Genomic DNA, 17,402 nt, shown 5'->3' on the forward strand with positions numbered 1-17,402 from the left:
CAGTTCCGTCGCCGAACCCGTCGTATGACGATGCCGACCTGCACATGTGAACCCCGTTCCCACTGCTCAGGAGCCGGCTCCTACCCCTTACAGGATCGCTGACCCGGGTTCACCTATGCGGCCGAAACAGCACGCGCGGCACCGACCGTCGAGTGCGAGCCGCACTGTGAGGTGGTGCCACGATGTCTGAACGTGAATCGACCGGCGGCGGAGCGGGTGACCGACCGTCGATCTCACGCCGGGACCTCCTCGGCGGTGCCGGAGCAGCCGGTATCGCCGGTTTCGCAGGTTGCTCCCGGCTGTTCGACGACGGCGGCAGCGCGACCCAGGAGCCGTCCGAGACCGGCGCGGAGTTCCCGAACCCGCTGACGGAGTACCCCAACCGCGAGTGGGAGGACCACTACCGCGACGTCTGGGACGTCGACGACACGTACTACCTGGCGTGTCGCCCCAACGACACCCACAACTGCTACCTCGAGGCGAACGTCAAGAACGGCGTCGTCACGAGGCTCGGGCCGTCGATGAACTACGGCGACGCCGAGGACCTGTACGGCAACCAGGCCTCGGATCGCTGGGACCCCCGGGTCTGCCAGAAGGGCCTGTCGATGGTCGAGCGGTTCTACGGCGAGCGCCGCGTCACGTCGCCGATGATCCGGCAGGGGTTCAAAGACTGGGTCGACGAGGGCTTCCCGCGCGACGACGACGGCTCCATGCCCGCGGAGTACGCCCAGCGCGGCGAGGATAGCTGGTACGAGGCCTCCTGGGACGAAGCCTACGAGTACGCCGCGGCGGCGTTCGTCGAGATCGCCGACCACTACAGCGGCGAAGCGGGCCAGGAGATGCTGCTCGAGCAGGGCTACGACGAGCGGGTCGTCGAGGAGATGCAGGGGGTCGGCACGCGCACGATGAAGTTCCGCGGCGGGATGCCGATGCTGAGCACGCTCGGCCTGTTCGGCGAGTACCGCTTCGCCAACTCGCTGGCGCTGTTGGACCACCACGTCCGGGACGTCCCGGAGGACGAGGCGCTGGGCGGCGTCGGCGGCGACAACTACTCGTTCCACACCGACCTGCCGCCGGGCCATCCGATGGTGACCGGCCAGCAGACCGTCGACTTCGACCTGGCGAACGTCGAGTACGCCGACCACATCGTGATGGCCGGGATGAACTGGATCTGCACCAAGATGGCCGACTCCCACTGGCTGACCGAGGCCAAGATGCGCGGGGCCAAGATCACGGGCATCTACACCGACTACAACGCCACGGCCTCGAAGTGCGACGAGCTGGTCATCATCCGGCCGGCGACCGACACGGCGCTGTTCCTCGGCGTCTCCCAGCAGATCATCGCAAACGGCGACTACGACGAGGAGTTCGTCCGGTCGAACACGGACCTCCCCCTGCTGGTCCGCATGGACACCGGCGAACACCTCCGGGCCAGCGACGTCTTCCCGGACTACGACCCTGCAGACCTCGAGAAGACGCGGGTCGCGCCGGCCGAGGAACACCCCGCGCCGACGACCGTCGACACCGACCAGCAGTGGATCACGCCCGAGCAGCGCGAGGAGTGGGACGACTTCGTCGTCTACGACCGCGAGGCCGGCGGCGTCACGCCGATCGACCGCGAGCAGGTCGGCGACGAGTTCGACGTCGACGCCGCCCTCGAGGGCAGTTGGGAGCTCGAGCTGGCGAACGGCGAGACGGTCGAGGTGCGACCGGTCTTCGACCTGATCTCCGAGTACCTGGGCGAGACCTGGGACGCCGAGTCGACGGCCGAGGTCACCGGCACCGACCCCGAAGCGGTCCGGAACCTCGCCGCGGAGTTCGCCGACAACAAGGAGGAGACGCTCATCCTCACCGGGATGGGGCCCAACCAGTACTTCAACGGCGATCTGAAGGACCGCGCCGCCTTCCTGCTGGCGTCGCTGACCAGCAATATCGGGACCCACAGCGGCAACATCGGCAGCTACGCGGGGAACTACCGCGCGGCCATGCTCAACGGGATTCCCCACTACCACCTCGAGGATCCGTTCGACCCCGAGCTCGACCCCGAGGCCGACTCCACCGTCGACGGCCGCATCACGATGGAGTCGATGCACTTCTACTCGAACCTCGACAAGCCGCTGAAGATCGACGGGGAGTACCACATGGGCGACTCCCACATGAACACGCCCTCGAAGTCGTTCTGGGTCGCCGGCTCGAACTCCATCCTCGGCAACGCGAAGGGGTCCTACAAGATCATCGAGGACATGCTCCGCGAGGGGCAGATCGAGGCGTTCTTCTGCAACGAGTGGTGGTGGACGATGACCTGCGAGTATTCGGACATCGTCTTCCCCGTCGACTCGTGGGCAGAGCAGAAGATCCACGACGTCACCGCCTCGGTCACGAACCCGTTCCTGATGGTGTTCCCCGAGTCGGACCTCGAGCGCATCTACGACACCCGCCACGACTGTCAGGTCTACAAGGGCGTCGCCGAGAAACTCGCCGAGGAGTTCGACGAACCCCGCTTCGAGGACATGTGGGCGTTCATCGACGAGGACGAGTACCGGGCCAAGCCGTACCTCCAGCGCATCCTCGACAACTCCAACATGACGAAGGGGTACGACGTCGAGGACCTGCTCGAGCGCGCGAGACGCGGCGAGCCGGCCCTGATGATGGGGACGACCTACCCCTCGAAGGTCGGTACCCGTCAGGTGGAGGACGACGAACCCTGGTACACTCGAACCGGTCGCCTCGAGTTCTTCCGCGAGGAGGAGACCTGGTCCGAGGTCGGCGAGAACCTCCCGGTCCACCGCGAGGCGATCGACGGCACGGTCTACAAGCCGAACGTCATCGTCGACGACAGCGACCACCCGCTGATCGACCCCGAGACGCCCGCGGACCTCGGATGGGACGACGACATGGTCGACGACCCCGACGCCAGGCAGGTCCGCAACGAGGTGCTGAGCACCGACGAACTGCTCGAGTCGAACCACCCCTTACAGGACGTCGATCCGGGATTCAAGTACTCCTACATGACGCCGAAGTACCGCCACGGGGCCCACACGTTCTGTAACGCCCTGCCGAACATCGCGGTCTGGTGGGGCCCCTTCGGCGACCGGGACCGCGAGGACGAGCGCAAGCCCTACTTCGGCGAGGGGTTCGTCGAGATGAATCCCGAAGACGCCCGCGAGGAGGGCTTCGAGGACGGCGACTACGTCTGGGTCGACGCCGATCCGAGCGACCGTCCCTACCCCAGCGCGGACGGCGACCCAGAGGAGTACACGCGTGCGTTGATGCGCGTGCGCTACCAGCCGGCGATGCCCCGCAGCGTGACTCGAACCTGGTTCAACCTCAACCAGACCAGCCACGCCACCGCAGAAGCGACGCCGGACCGGGAGGGACTGGCGAAAAACGAGGAGACCGACTACGTCTCCCTCTATCGGCGCGGCGGCCACCAGAGCATGACCCGCTCGTGGCTCCGGCCGACCCTCCTGACCGACGAGATGAACCGCAAGGGCCTGATGGGCCAGACGATCGGGACGGGCTTCGCCCCGGACGTCCACTGCGCCAACGGCGCGCCCCGCGAGTCCTTCGTCAAGTTCGAGAAGGAAGGCGACGCCGGCGAGGACGGCGAGGGCCTGTGGCGCCCCGCCGAGATGGGGCTTCGACCCGGCTACGAGACCGACGCGATGGAGCGGTACCTGAACGGCGACTTCACGAGCACGTCAACGGAGTGATTTCAAATGGCAACAGTAGACAACTGGCAACTCGGCCGCGAGGTGGAATACCCCTACGAGGGGGCCCGGCCCGACGATCAGTGGGCGGCCGTCTTCGACCTGAACAAGTGTATCGCGTGCCAGACGTGTACCCTGGCCTGCAAGACCACGTGGACCCACGAGGAGGGCCAGGAGCACATGTTCTGGAACAACGTCGAAACCAAACCCTACGGCTCCCACCCCGTCGGCTGGGACCAGCGCACCCTCGAGGAGCTCGGAGCCGGCGAGTGGGCCGACGACGGCACCTACGAGGGCGATACGATCTTCGAAGCGGAAGACGTCGACTGGGACGACCCCGAGAACCACCCGCAGGAGAGCCAGAGCGCGCGCGACGACATCGCGGGGTTCATGCCGGGCCCCGACGACTGGCGCTACCCGAACTTGGGCGAGGACGAGATCGCGGGCGACACGATGGAGTCGATCGACCACTTCGACGAGGAGACCCACCCGGTGTGGTTCTTCTACCTCCCGCGGATCTGTAACCACTGTACGTACGCCGCCTGCGCCGGCTCCTGTCCGGTGCCGGCCATCTACAAGCGCGAGGAGGACGGGGTCGTCCTCATCGACGAGGACTCCTGCCAAGCGTTCCAGCAGTGTAACGAGGCCTGCCCGTACAAGAAGTCGATCTTCAACCTCGCCGAGAGCGTCTCCCAGAAGTGCATCGGCTGTTACACCAAAACCGAGCAGGGGAAAGTCCCGCAGTGCTTCGAGAACTGCCTCGGGAAGATCCGCCTCCACGGCTACATCAACCCGCCCGAGGAAGCCGACGACACCGATCCGACCGAAGAGCCGACGAACCCGCTCGACTTCGTCGTCCACCAGAAGGAACTGGCGAAGCCGCTGTACCCGCAGTTCGGCCTCGAGCCGAACGTCTACTACGTGCCGCCGATCACGGCCGCGACGGACTACCTCACTCAGCTGTTCGGCCCCGGCGTCGAGGACGCCATCGAGACCTACCGGGCGATGCGCAACGGCGAGGAACCCGAACTCGAGGGACTGTTCAAGCTGATGGGGTCGACCGAGTGGTCGCTGACGGCCTTCGAGATCGACGGCGACGAGGCGGTCGGGTACTACGAGGGCGACGAGGTCGGCCGCGTGCCGATCACCGAGCCGACGGCCGAACGGAACCGCTACGACGAGGACCAGGAGGTCTACCGACTCGACATCACGTAACTATGAGCGAACACGCCAACACCATCCTCGGCGGTCCGCCGAGTGCGGGCGGCGCAGACGGTTCCGACGACGGGACCGACGAGTCGCCGCCAGCGGACGATCGGTCACCGGCAGTAGCGACCGAACCGCCCGGCGACCTCGAGACCGCGGTCCACCGCAGCCGGCTCTACTCGCTGTGCTCGCTGGGCTTCGACCGTCCCGGTGACGACTTCGCGGCCGCCCGCGAGGCGGGCGCCTACGACGAGGATCTCTGCGAGTCCGCCGCTGCGATCGGCGAGGACGTTGCGGCCGCCGCCGCGGCCGTCGCCGACGCGCTCGAGGACGCCGACCACCGGACCCTCCACGATCAGTGGGCTTCCCTGTTCGGCGTCGAGGAGGGCGTGACGGTCTCGCCGTACGAACTCACCTACCTGCCCGGCCCGCTGATGACCAACGTGCGCCGGCTGGCCGACATCAGCGGCTTCTACGAGGCCTTCGACCTCGACATCGCCGAGGGGAAGACCGACCGGGGCGATCACGTCTGCTTCCTCGCGGAGTTTCTGAGCCACCTCAGCCACCGGGAAGCGGCGCTCCGGCTCGAGGGCGACGACGAGGGCGTCGCGGTCGTCGTCGACGCGCGCCGGTCGTTCCTCGAGGACCACCTCGGGCGCTGGTACTGGCGGTTCGCCGACGAGGTCGGCGCTCACGACGACGGCGAACCGGCCGTCTACGCCGCGCTCGCGGAACTGCTCGCAGCGCTGGTCGAACGCGAGGTCGAGCGACTGGATCTCGAGCCCGACTGGGTGCCCGACGATCCGCAGGTGACGGAGTGGAACGAGGACGTCTTCGGCGACACCGGGCGGGGCTGTGGCGGCTGCGGCGTCGACGCCGGTGGTCCGGGTCCGAGCCCGAGTCCGAGCGACGTCGAATCCGATCGCGTTCTCGGAAAAGGTTCCAACCCCGATCTCGATCCCGGTCCTGTCTCCGACGTCGGAAAACCGGGTGACGCCGACGGGAGCTAACGCCCGCCGAACCGAGCCGATTTTTCTTTTCGCTCGTCCTTTCGTCGGCTGCTTCGGGATCGAGTGACTCGAGCTTCCGGTAGGCCACGTACGCCGAACGCCGTCGATTCAGCGCTCGACCAGCAGCGATCGATCGAGGTCGTCGACCGACGCCTGCCCCGACAGCCCCATCGTCAGATCGAGATCGGCGAGGAAGTTCCGACAGACCTCGCGGACGCCGTCCTCGCCGTCGACCGCGAGCCCGTAGACGTAGGGCCGGCCGAGCAGCACCATCTCGGCGCCGAGCGCCAGCGCGACGACCGCATCCGCGCCGCGTCTGATCCCGCTGTCGAACAACACCGGAACGTCGCCGTATCCCTCGTCCGCGAGGCGATCGACAACCTGCGGCAGCGCCTCGATGGCAGGGAGCGCGTTGTCGACCTGTCGGCCGCCGTGGTTCGAGACGATCACGCCGTCCGCGCCGGCGTCGACGGCGAGCGCGGCGTCCTCGGGATGGACGATCCCCTTAACCAGGATCGGCAGGTCGGTCACGCCGCGGAGCCACTCGAGGTCGGCCCAGGTGAGCGAGGCGTCGCCGAAGACGTCGACGAACTGCATGACTGCGGCGTCCCGGTTTTCTTCGGGCGGCGCGCCCAGCAACTCCTCGAACACCGGATCCGTGAAGTAGTTCCCGACGCCCTCGCCGTCAAGGAACGGCAGGTACCCGTGCTCGACGTCGCGTTCGCGCCAGCTAATCACCGGCGTGTCGACGGTCACGACCAGCGCCTCGTACCCCGCCGCCTCGGCGCGCTCGACGAAACTCCGCGTAAGCTCGCGGTTCGAGCTCCAGTAGAGCTGGAACCACGCCGGGCCGTCGGCAGCCGCGGCGACGTCCTCGAGCGGTTCGGTCGCGGCCGAACTCTGGACGAAGGGGAGCCCGAGGTCGGCCGCGGCGCGGGCCGAACCCAGCTCCGCGTCTTCGTGGAGGATCGACTGGACGCCGATCGGCGCCAGCGCGACCGGCGCGGGGTAGCGCTCGCCGAACAGCTCGACGGAGCAGTCGCGCTCGTCGACATCGCGTAACATCCGCGGGACGATGCGCCACCGAGAGAACGCCTCCTGATTCTCGCGATCGGTCCGTTCCGCGCCCGCGCTTCCCGCGACGTAGGCGTAGGCCGCCGGCTCGAGCGCCTCGCGGGCGGCCGCCTCGAGGTCCTCGAAGCGCGGCGGCACCGTGGGGCGCCGGTCGGCCAGCATCCCTTCCGTGTAGACGTCGACGAGTCGCTCGCGCCCGTAAGACGGGTCATCAGCCATAGCTACCCGTTTGCAACCCAACAGAAAATATCTTGGTACTTGTTCACAGTGATGGGGTGAAGCACACGCACACGCAGCACAAACAGCGTGTAACAGCGTGTGACGGCGAGAAAAGCGGTCGCGGTTCGATCGGGGGAAGCCCCCTCGAACTACAGCAACTGGATGTCTTCGATGTCGAAGTGTCGCTTCGCGAGCCGCCGCGCCGCCTCGATCGTGCGGCCGTTCGATCCGATCGCGACGCCGCGGTCCTCGGTCGCGACCTCGACGTAGGCGACGGTGTCGCCGTTCTCGCTGATCGTTACGTTGTACACGGCCGCGGGCGCGAGCGCGTTTGCGACGAACGCCTCCGGATCGTCGGCGTCTTCGACCAGTCGGACCGACGCGTCGACCTGGTCCTCGAACCGCTTGACCGTGCGGCCGTCGGGGCCGATCGCCTCGCCCAACTGGTCGCTCGAGACGACGACGATCAGCCGGTCGTCTGCGGCGTCGGTGTTGGCGGTGGCGTCGCCGACGTCGTCTACGGCCTGCCGAATGCAGTCTTTGCCGTCAACGCCCGTCACGTCCTCGAAGGCCGCGAGATACTGACGGGCTTCGTCGTCGAGGGTAACGCCCATCGATTAGTCGGCCTGCGTCTCGCTGCCGCTGCCGCTGCCGGTCCCGCTCTTGGGCGCGGTCGACCCCATCCGGAGGTCGACGTCGCCGGTCCCGAGCTTGATCGGTTTGCCGACGATGACGTTCTCGGTGACACCCTCGAGTTTGTCGACTTCGCCGTGGATGGCGGCGTTGAGCAGGTGGTTGACCGTGACCTCGAACGCGGCGCGTGCGAGGACGGAGTCCTTCGAGCCGGAGATGCCGTGGCGGCCGATCGACTCGATCTCGCCGCGGTTGGTCATGATGTCCGCGACCAGCATCAGGTGGCGGACGTTGACGTCGTCGAGCCCCTGCTCGGCCAGCGTGTTGTTGGTCTCCTCGATGATGGCCTCGCGGGCGGCCTCGATGCCGAGGTTGCGGTGGATCTCGTGGATGTTGTTACACGTGGTCCGGGAGGCGTCGACGCCCTCGATCTCGAGGACGTCGCCGAAGGCAGACCCCTCGGTGTAGAGGACGAACTCCTCGCTGCCGTCGTCCATCTCCTCGCGGCGGATGACGACCCGCGAGATGTCCTCGATGCCCTTGAACGTGATGTCGCGCAGTTCCTCCACGAGTTGCAGGAGGTCGCGGTAAGACGGTTCTTCGGGGCCGAACTGGATCTCGGTGCCCTGCTGGACCGTCTGGACGCCGAGGTTGTCCTCGATGATCTCGGCGACCTCCTCGGGTTCGATCATGCGCTCGCGCAGCGTGTCCTGGTTGAGCGAGATCTGGACGCGCATGTCCGCGACGTTGGTCGAAACGTCACCCAGCGCGAGGATCTTCGTCGCCTCGATGTTCCAGACGACCTCGTGGGCTTTCTCGCGCTCGGTGGCGTACTCGTCCTCGAGGTAGACCGTCATCATCGGCGTGTCCGGGGTTTTCCGGGCGTCGACCAGTTCGATCAGCCGCGGCAGCCCCTGAGTCACGTCGATCTCCGCGACACCCGCGTAGTGGAACGTGTTCATCGTCAGCTGGGTGCCGGGTTCGCCGATCGACTGGGCCGAGACGGTGCCGACGGGGTCGAGCGGGTCGACGCGCGTGTCGACGTAGCGAGACTCGACCGCCTTCGCGAGTTCGTCGGCGTCCTCGACGGTCGCGTCCGTGCGTCCCTCGAGTTCCTCGTAGACGTTGTCCTTGAGCCGGCGGGGGAGGTCGGTGTCCTCGACGACGGCGATCATGTCGTCGCTGACGTCGTAGTCGACCTCAGTCATCGGAGCTCACCCCCTTGCTCTGGCCCTCGGAAAGGCGACTGTCCGCGTGCTCCGAAAGGTTGGTCGGCCGCGGCTTGCTGCCGAGGAACTCCGCTCGCTCCTCTTCGGAGTCGAACTCCGAGTCGAGGACGCGGTCCGCGATCTGGGCGACGTCGATGTTGTTCTCGTCGCCCGAGGAGACTTTGACCGGCGAGGTGCCGTCCTCGCCGAACTCGAACTGGACGATGGTGTCCGACGTGTCGCGGACGGTGCCGTCGTACTGGGTCTCGAGTTCGGACAGCGCGTTGATCAGGCGACGCTGCAGGTACCCGGACTTCGAGGTACGGACTGCCGTGTCGACCAGGCCCTCGCGGCCACCCATGGCGTGGAAGAAGAACTCCCGCGGCGTCAGGCCGCTCGTGTAGGAGTTCTCGACGAAGCCGTGGGCCTCCGCGGAGAGGTCGTTCGGCTCGTAGTGGGAGAGGGTGCGGTCCTCGTAACCGCGGTTGATGCGCTCGCCGCGAACCGCCTGCTGGCCGACGGCGCCGGCCATCTGGGTCAGGTTGAGCATCGACCCGCGAGCACCGGAGTTTGCCATGACGACGGCCGGATTGTCGTCGTCGAAGTGCTCGTCGGCGATGTTCCCCGCGTTGTCACGAGCCCGCGAGAGCGTCTGCATGATCTTCATCTCGAGGGTCTCGTCGATCGTTCGACCGGGCAGACTCTCGAGTTCGTTGTTCTCGTAGGCCTCGATGAGTTCCTGGACGCGGTCGTAGGCGTCGTCGATGGTCTCGTCGATGCGCTCCTGGGCCTCCTCCGGGATGGTTTCGTCGTCGATCCCGATCGAGAACCCGAAGTGCATGATCGCACGCATCGCCAGCGTCGAGACCTCGTTGATGAAGATCCGGGCGCGGGTGTTGCCGTAGATCTTCGTGATGGTGTCGACGATCTCGCCGCCGAACTCGCCGACCTCGTCCTCGGCGATGGTGCCCTCGATGAGCTGGCCGTCCTCGATGACGACCTCGTCGCCGACGGTGCCGGTGAACTCGAGGTTCAGGTCGTCGGGCAGCAGCTCGGAGAAGACGTCGTAGCCGGTCCAGAACGGCTGGCCCTCGTCGTCGATGCCGCTGGGTTCCGGCAGTTCGTCGATCCGGGTCGCACGCAGCAGGTCCAGGGCCTGCGTCTCGTTGAACCGCGGATTGTCCGCGGTCAGCAGGTACATCCCGCTGATGTGGTCCTGGATGGCGCCGATGATGTTCTCGCCGAACCGGGGGCTCAGGATCTGTTCCTGCACGCGCATAAGGACGCGCGCTTCGGCGCGGGCCTCCTCGTTCTGGAGCGCGTGCATGTTCATCTCGTCGCCGTCGAAGTCGGCGTTGTACGGCGGGCAGACGACGGTGTTCAGCCGGAAGGTCTTGTACGGCATGACCACGACTTCGTGGGCCATGATCGACATCCGGTGGAGCGACGGCTGGCGGTTGAAGATGACGATGTCGCCGTCCACGAGGTGGCGGTTGACCTCCCAGCCGGCCTCGACCTTCTCGGCGAGGGCTTCGCAGTTCTTCTCGGTCACCTTCAGCCGGCGGCCGTCCGGTCGGCGGACGTAGTTCGCGCCGGGGTGGGCCTCGGGCCCGTTGGCGACGAACCGCCGCGCGTCCTCGACGTTGCGCTCGGTGACGTTCATCGTCTGGGTCATCTCCTTGGCGACGCGGTCCGGGACGCCGACCTCGTTCAGGCTGAGCGTCGGGTCCGGGGAGATGACGGTCCGGGCCGAGAAGTTCACGCGCTTCCCGGACAGGGAGCCACGGAAGCGACCCTCCTTGCCCTTCAGGCGCTGGGAGAGGGTCTTGAGCGGCCGACCGGAGCGGTGGCGGGCCGGCGGCGTCCCCGAGATCTCGTTGTCCATGAAGGTGGTGACGTGGTACTGGAGCAGTTCCCAGAGGTCCTCGATGATCAGCTGGGGCGCGCCGGCCTCGCGGTTCTCCATGAACCGCTGGTTGATCCGGATGATGTCGACCAGCTTGTGGGTCAGGTCGTCCTCGGAGCGCTGGCCGTTGTCCAGCGTAATCGACGGTCGCGCGGTGACCGGCGGGACGGGGAGGACGGTGAGGATCATCCACTCGGGCCGGGAGCGATCGGAGTCGATGCCGAGCACCTCGATGTCCTCGTCCGGGATGTCCTCGAACCAGTCGCGGATGTCCGAGGGCATCAGCTTGTTCGTGTCCTCTTCGGTCAGATCGATATCCAGGGCCTTCTCGATGGCCTTGCGCTGACTCTCGCGCGGGCGGAACGAGCCCGAGAGGATCTCGTTGACTCGCTGGAGGTCGATGTCGGTCTCCTCGGCGAGTTCGTCCGGCGACATGCGCTCGCCGTCCTCCTCGCCCTGCATCGCGGCCGCGATCTGCTGGGAGTACTCGCTGGTGAGGACCTGCTGGACCTCGTAGTAGGTGGTCGGCTTCTCGTGGTCGATGTCGTACTGGACCTCGCCACAGAACGGACAGCGGTCCTTCTTTCGAGCCTGGCGGATCGCCGCCTTCGTCACGTCGTTCAGGTCGCGACCCAGCTTGCGGGACTCGTCGAGCTGGCCGCGGAACTCCTCGCGCTCGTCCTCCGTGAGCAGGAGCCGCGAACACTCGCGACAGGTACCGCGCAGCAGGCGGCGGATGAGCTTCGTAAAGCCGACGTGGATGACCGGCGCGGCCAGTTCGATGTGGCCGAAGTGACCGTTACAGGAACCCGAGTGCTTGCCGCAGGTCTTGCACTCGAGGCCGGGGTCGATGACGCCGAGCCGCGGGTCCATCAGCCCCATGTCGATGGGGAACCCGTCGTCGTCGTAGGTGTCGGCGGTGATGATCTTCGTCGCGCTCATCTCCCGATACTCCTCGGGCTCCATGAGCCCGAAGTTGATCGATCCGATGTCTTTTGGTGTACTGTTTTGCATGGTGAGACGTTAGACGGCGTCCTCCAGTTCGAGTCGCGGTGCGATGCCGAGCGCCTTCATCTCGTCGAGCAGGAGCTTGAACGCGTAGCTCATCTCGATCTCGTGGATGTCGGTCTCCTCGTCACAGTTCGGACAGTAGACGCGGCGTTGCTCGACGTTTTCGACGGCGCTCATCCCGCAGTTCGCACAGATGGGGATGTACTCGCGGTCGGATTCGTCGAGCAGGCGCTCCTTCAGCGTCATGGCGGCGCCGTGGCCGATGAAGACGTCCCGCTCCATCTCCCCGATACGGAGCCCGCCCTCGCGGGCGCGACCCTCCGTGGGCTGGCGGGTCAGGACCTGCACGGGACCGCGCGAGCGGGCGTGTAGTTTGTTCGAGACCATGTGGTAGAGCTTCTGGTAGAAGATCACGCCCACGAAGATCTCGGCCTCGATCTTCTCGCCGGTGACGCCGGAGTACATCGTCTCCTTGCCGGAGGATTCGAAGCCGGCCTCCTCGAGGCCTTCGCGCAGCTTGTCCTCGTCCTCGCCGAGGAACGGCGTCCCGTCGACGCGCCGACCCTCGAGCGAGCCGAGTTTGCCGCCGATCATCTCGAGGATGTGCCCGACGGTCATCCGAGACGGCAGGGCGTGGGGGTTCAGGACGAGGTCGGGGACGAGCCCGCTCTCGGTGAAGGGCATGTCCTCCTGGGGCGCCAGGTGACCGACGACACCCTTCTGGCCGTGTCGCGACGCGAACTTGTCCCCGAGTTCGGGGATCCGCTCGTCGCGCACGGAGACCTTCGAGAGCTTCGAGCCGTCCTCACCCTCCATGAGGGTGACGGTGTCGACGACGCCGCTCTCGCCGGATCGCATGGTAACGGAGGTCTCGCGGCGCTTCTGGGGCGAGAGGCCGCCCATGTCGTCGGGCTCCTCGAGGAATAGCGGCGGGCTCGTCTTCCCGAGCAGGACGGAGTTCTCGTCGACCTCGGTCTCGGGGTTGACGAGGCCGTCCTCGTCGAGGTGCGCGTAAGCGTCCTCGCCGCGGGCCCCGCGGACGTCCTGGGAGGGAATCTCGAAGCGGTCCTCCTGGCCGCCCGGATACCGGCGCTCCTCGCCCTCGTAGGTCCGGAAGAAATGGGAGCGGGCGAGCGCGCGCTCGACGCTGGCCTTGTTCATGACCAGCGCGTCCTCGATGTTGAACCCCTCGTAGCTCATGACGGCCACGACGAAGTTCTGCGCGGCGGGCCGGTCGTCGTACCCGATCTGCTCGGTGGTCTGGGTCTTGACCATCGAGAGCTGCGGGTAGTGCAGCAGGTGTTGGCGCGTGTCCGGCCGGATCCGATAATTAGCCGACGGGAGGCCCAGCGACTGCTTGATCATCCCCGCCCCCATCGTAATACGCGGACTGGCGTTGTGCTCGGGGTAGGGGATCATCCCCGCACCGATCGAGAACATCAGCGAGGGGTCGATCTCGAGGTGCGTGTGCTTCTCGGTCAGGTCGTCTTCGTCGACGGCGACGAGGATGTCCTCTTCCTCCTCGGCGTCGATGAATTCGATGTACCCGTGGTCGACGAGGTCGCTGAACTCGAGGTCGCCGTCCTCCATCGCCTCGATCTCCTCCTGGGAGATACGGGGTTCGCCGTCCTCGACGACCAGCAGGGGGCGTCGTGCGCGGCCGGCGTCGGCGTTGATGATGACCTCTCGGGTACGGTCCTTGACCGAGACGTTGACCATCTCGCTGACGTCGCCGATACGGCGCGCTTCGCGGATCTGTTCGGCTAACTCGTTCGGGTTCGGGTGTGTTCCCACCAGCGACCCGTTGACGTAGACTTTGGCTTCGCGTTCTTGGCTGCTCATGGATTAGTCGTCCGCCGCGGATGTCGATCGTTCGATGCTGTCGATGCCCGGAATGCCCTCGACGCCCATCGAGGCGAGTTCGCGCTTCAACGCCTGCTCGTCCTCGATGTTCTGCGAGAGCTCGACGGCCTGGGCGAAGTTCTTCACCAGGCCACAGTTCGGTCCCTCCGGGGTCTCGGAGGGGCCGATGCGACCCCACTGGGTCGCGTGCAGGTCCCGCGCTTCGAAGTGCGGCTGCGAGCGCGAAAGCGGGCTGCGCAGGCGCCGCAGGTGCGAGAGAACCCCCATGTAGTTGGTGCGGTCGACCAGCTGGGAGACGCCCGAGCGGCCGCCGACCCAGTTGCCCGTCGCGATCGGGTGCTCGAGGCGCTCGGTCAGGACGTCCGACCGAACGACGGTCGAAACGGAAAGCTGCCGATTACGCATGTTGGCGCGCTCGAGTTGGTACTTCACGTCCCGGGCCAGCTTGTTCAGCGCGGTCCGGAACAGGTCCTTCATCAGGTCGCCCGAGACCTTCAGCCGCTTGTTGGCGTAGTGGTCCTTGTCGTCGGCCTCGCGGCGGCCGAGCGCGAGCTCGAAGCAGGCCTCGGCCATCCGACAGAGGTAGTGAGCCTTGTTGATGCGGACGTCCTCCTCCGGAACGCCGTCCTCGTGGAGGTGCGGGAGAAGGTAGCGGTCGATGACGTAGTTGGCCCGCTTGAGCTGGTAGTTCTTGCCCTGGCCGGAGGCGACCCGCTTCCCGAGGGCTTCGATGGCTTCCTCCTCGGTCTGGACTTCCGCTTCCTCCAGGTTCTCGAGCATGTACTTGACGACCTCGGGGTCGTTCGAGACCTTGTGGACGATCTCCTCGTCGGACTCGAGCCCCAGCGCACGCACGAGGGTGACGAAGTTGATCGATCCCGAGACCGAGGGGAACGAAACCTCAAGCAGGCCGTCCCGGGTCCGTTCGCAGAGAACGAGCGCGCGGTAGCCGCGGCGTTGCGAGAAGGTCTTGGCGACCTGAATCTCGTCGCCGTACTTGGTGTCGTACTCCGCGAGGATCTTGTTCGGTGCGAGGTCCTCGCTGGTCATCAGGACTCGCTCGGAGCCGTTGACGATGAAGTAGCCGCCGGGGTCGGCGGGGTCCTCGCCGATCTCGATGAGTTCTTCGTCGGAGAAGCCGGCGATGTTACACTTCTCGGAGCCGACCATGATCGGCATCCGACCGATCTTGGTCTCCGTCGAGTCGACGACGCGCTCGTCGCCCTCCTCGCCCTTGACGATGGACATCTCCATGAAGACGGGCGCGGAGTAGGTGATGTTACGCAGGCGCGCTTCCTGCGGATACAGCAACTCCTCGGAGCCGTCGGCCTCCCGAACGCGAGGGGTGACGACGCGCACGTCGCCCAGTTCGACGTGAACCGGTTCCTCGCCTTCCTTGTCGCCGATGTCAGTGTCGATCGTCTCCTTCTCGTCGACGACCTCCTGCATCCCCCGGTTGAGGAAGGAGTTAAAGGAGCGGTAGTGGTGTTCAGCGAGCCGTTCCCTCGAGAAGTATTCGCGCGAAATTTCCCGCCGCGTGTCGCGATCCAGTTCCATTGCCATTTATTCCACCACGAGTCGGTATACGACTGCCTGGTCGGTTGTCCGTGAGTCCCGAACGATCTTGATGACGTCGCCGACCTCCGCTTCGTCGGGGAGAGCGGGGTCGTTGCGCTTGATTTTCGGCAGATCTGTACGATCGATGTCGTACTCGTCGAGCACCTCCTCGAGCGTCTCCTCCTCGAGGACGGTGTGCTCGGGTACGAGTTCGTGTTGGCTTACGTCTACCATGTGTTGTGGGTGTGCGTGTCGGCTATCGGGAGAGAAGCGGCTGTCACGAGATACTACAGTTAGATACCGGCGGGAGGCATTTAACGGTTACTAACTCGACCCACAAGCACGGCTACCCGGCCGGCCGATCCGGTCCGGAACGACCGAGCACGTCTGAGAGTACCTGACTATCGGTTAAATTCCTTGTGGGTCGTGCGAGTAACTGACATTCGGTTCGTCGGGGTCCCAAAGCGGTCCGCTCGAGAACGGCAGCGGCGGACGGGAACGGACGCGACGGGCTACAGATATCCCAGCAGCGTCCCGGCGAGGACGGCGATCCACCCGACGGCGCCGACGACGAGCAGATCGTTGAGTCGACCGTCCCGCGTCGCCCGGCCGACCGCGCTGCCGGCGATCAGTCCCAGCGCGGCGACCACGAGCATCCGCTGGAGGATGACGTCGACCGGTAACACGTCGACGCCCAGCAGCGCGTAGTCGAGCCAGATCGCTACCGCGAGCGACAGCGACGCGGCGAGGGCGGCGTCGAGTCGCCGCTCGAGGCCGCTCGCGATCGCGTAGGCCGCGACCGGGAGTCCGACGGCGATGAACGGATACAACAGCCCTGCGATCATGTGCGCCGTGAGCGCGTCGACGGTCCGATCCAGGGCGATGCCGGCGATACGGACGCCGAGGACGATCGCGAGAATCGTCGCGGCGAGCACGAGGTGGCGTGCGTCGACCCGCTCGGCGGCGGCCGCCAGTCGCGCCCGATCGGTCTCGGTCACGTGGGCGGCGACTCGCTCGCGGAACCGCTCGCGACGGGTCGTCGAGCGCGCGTCCCGCCGCGCCGCGAGTCCGAGGGCGACCGGCAGGATCGCCATCGCGGTGAGATCGACCCGCGTCGCCCAGCCGTCGGCGTCCGACCCGCGAGCGTTCCCGAGGTAGATCCGCTGGACGTCCTCCTGGATGTCGACCGAGGGAATCGCCATCAGATCCGCCTCGAGTCGCGCTTGGGCCTGGGCGGAGCCGTGGACGCGGTGGCGCAGCGTAAACCAGTCGAAGTGCTCCGAGTGGGTCTGCATGACGACCCACCGATCGTCGGGGTTGGGACTCTCGTACGCGCGGATGTGATAGCGGTGGCCGTAGTACTCGCCGTCCTCGAGTTGGAGGGTCTCGGTGGTCCAGTACCCCTCCTCGTCGGGCCCCGGATCGAGGTAGGCGTACCGGGTTGCGCCGTCGGCCTGCGACCACGGAATCGAAGTCGGCGCGATTGCCCGCGGAGCGTCGGTTTCGGCCGTCGCGTTCGGCTCCGGGGGCGGCACCGAACTGTTGTCGGGTGCCTCCGCCGGAATCGTCTCGTTCCCGGATTCGGTTTCGGTCTCGTTATCGGCCGCGCCGACGAGGTCGCCGGACTCGAGGTGGTCCTCGGCCGTCTCGTTCCAGTCGCCGTCCCCGTGTTCGGCTAACAGGCGGACGATCTCGTCGGTCTCGCCGCGGACGATCACGTTGATCGGACTCCGCTTCTCGTGGGCGGTTTGTGCGCTTAAGTACGGCCAGAACCGACTGTCGCTGTCCTCGAGTGAGACGAGTTCCGGTTCGGGTTCGGATCCGGACTCGATCGCCGGGTCGGAAGCCACCTCGTCGCTTGTGGGAGTGAAAAACAGCGACGGCCCGCCGACGAACAGGAACGCGACCGCGACGACGACCGCGGCGATGACGAGCGAACGACGCATGTCTCCGGCACTAGCAAGGGCGAGTACATCAATGTGACTGGTCGCGACGCCTCGAGCCG

Annotated in this window: 11 protein-coding genes; 3 read left to right on the forward strand and 8 right to left on the reverse strand. The window is 66.4% G+C overall.

Translation table 11 applies throughout. The features are described 5' to 3' along the window. The first annotated feature begins 182 nt into the window (after nt 1-182). Genes ATJ93_RS14750 through ATJ93_RS14760 form a run of 3 tightly spaced genes read left to right on the forward strand, consistent with a single transcriptional unit; the run spans nt 183 to nt 5,926 of the window. Nucleotides 183-3,713 (forward strand): molybdopterin-dependent oxidoreductase, encoded by a 3,531-nt coding sequence (locus tag ATJ93_RS14750; RefSeq protein WP_120245424.1) that lies wholly within the window; start codon nt 183-185, stop codon nt 3,711-3,713. A gap of 6 nt (nt 3,714-3,719) precedes the next feature. Then, a complete protein-coding gene (locus ATJ93_RS14755; RefSeq protein WP_120245425.1) occupies nt 3,720-4,925 on the forward strand; it encodes a 4Fe-4S dicluster domain-containing protein in 1,206 nt (401 codons plus the stop codon). A 2-nt stretch (nt 4,926-4,927) separates the two neighbouring features. After that, nucleotides 4,928-5,926, forward strand: a complete 999-nt coding sequence (locus ATJ93_RS14760; RefSeq protein WP_120245426.1) for a TorD/DmsD family molecular chaperone — start codon at nt 4,928-4,930, stop codon at nt 5,924-5,926. A gap of 108 nt (nt 5,927-6,034) precedes the next feature. On the opposite strand, the gene ATJ93_RS14765 is transcribed toward ATJ93_RS14760, so the two are convergent. From ATJ93_RS14765 to ATJ93_RS14800, 8 genes are all read right to left on the reverse strand, one after another. After that, the gene (locus tag ATJ93_RS14765) at nt 6,035-7,219 is read right to left on the reverse strand and encodes a lactate 2-monooxygenase (protein WP_120245427.1); all 1,185 of its coding nucleotides are present in this window, start codon (nt 7,217-7,219) and stop codon (nt 6,035-6,037) included. 149 nt (nt 7,220-7,368) lie between these two features. Beyond that, complete coding sequence (locus tag ATJ93_RS14770) at nt 7,369-7,833, reverse strand: NusA-like transcription termination signal-binding factor (protein WP_120245428.1); 465 nt, start codon at nt 7,831-7,833, stop codon at nt 7,369-7,371. Nucleotides 7,834-7,836: 3 nt separating this feature from the next. Then, nucleotides 7,837-9,060, reverse strand: coding sequence for a DNA-directed RNA polymerase subunit A'' (gene rpoA2 / locus ATJ93_RS14775; RefSeq protein WP_120245429.1), 1,224 nt, complete (start codon nt 9,058-9,060; stop codon nt 7,837-7,839). Continuing rightward, on the reverse strand, nt 9,053-11,980 hold the full coding sequence (locus tag ATJ93_RS14780) for a DNA-directed RNA polymerase subunit A' (RefSeq protein ID WP_120245430.1): 2,928 nt from the start codon (nt 11,978-11,980) through the stop codon (nt 9,053-9,055). Before ATJ93_RS14780 ends, rpoA2 begins: the two co-directional genes overlap by 8 nt. Nucleotides 11,981-11,989: 9 nt before the next feature. Beyond that, nucleotides 11,990-13,819, reverse strand: coding sequence for a DNA-directed RNA polymerase subunit B (rpoB, locus tag ATJ93_RS14785; protein ID WP_120245431.1), 1,830 nt, complete (start codon nt 13,817-13,819; stop codon nt 11,990-11,992). A gap of 3 nt (nt 13,820-13,822) precedes the next feature. Then, a complete protein-coding gene (locus tag ATJ93_RS14790; RefSeq protein ID WP_120245432.1) occupies nt 13,823-15,403 on the reverse strand; it encodes a DNA-directed RNA polymerase subunit B'' in 1,581 nt (526 codons plus the stop codon). Further along, nucleotides 15,404-15,631, reverse strand: a complete 228-nt coding sequence (locus tag ATJ93_RS14795) for a DNA-directed RNA polymerase subunit H (RefSeq protein ID WP_013879254.1) — start codon at nt 15,629-15,631, stop codon at nt 15,404-15,406. Nucleotides 15,632-15,909: 278 nt separating this feature from the next. After that, on the reverse strand, nt 15,910-17,343 hold the full coding sequence (locus tag ATJ93_RS14800; protein WP_120245433.1) for a hypothetical protein: 1,434 nt from the start codon (nt 17,341-17,343) through the stop codon (nt 15,910-15,912). Nucleotides 17,344-17,402 lie beyond the last annotated feature (59 nt).

It is taken from the genome of Halopiger aswanensis (assembly GCF_003610195.1).
GTDB lineage: Archaea > Halobacteriota > Halobacteria > Halobacteriales > Natrialbaceae > Halopiger > Halopiger aswanensis.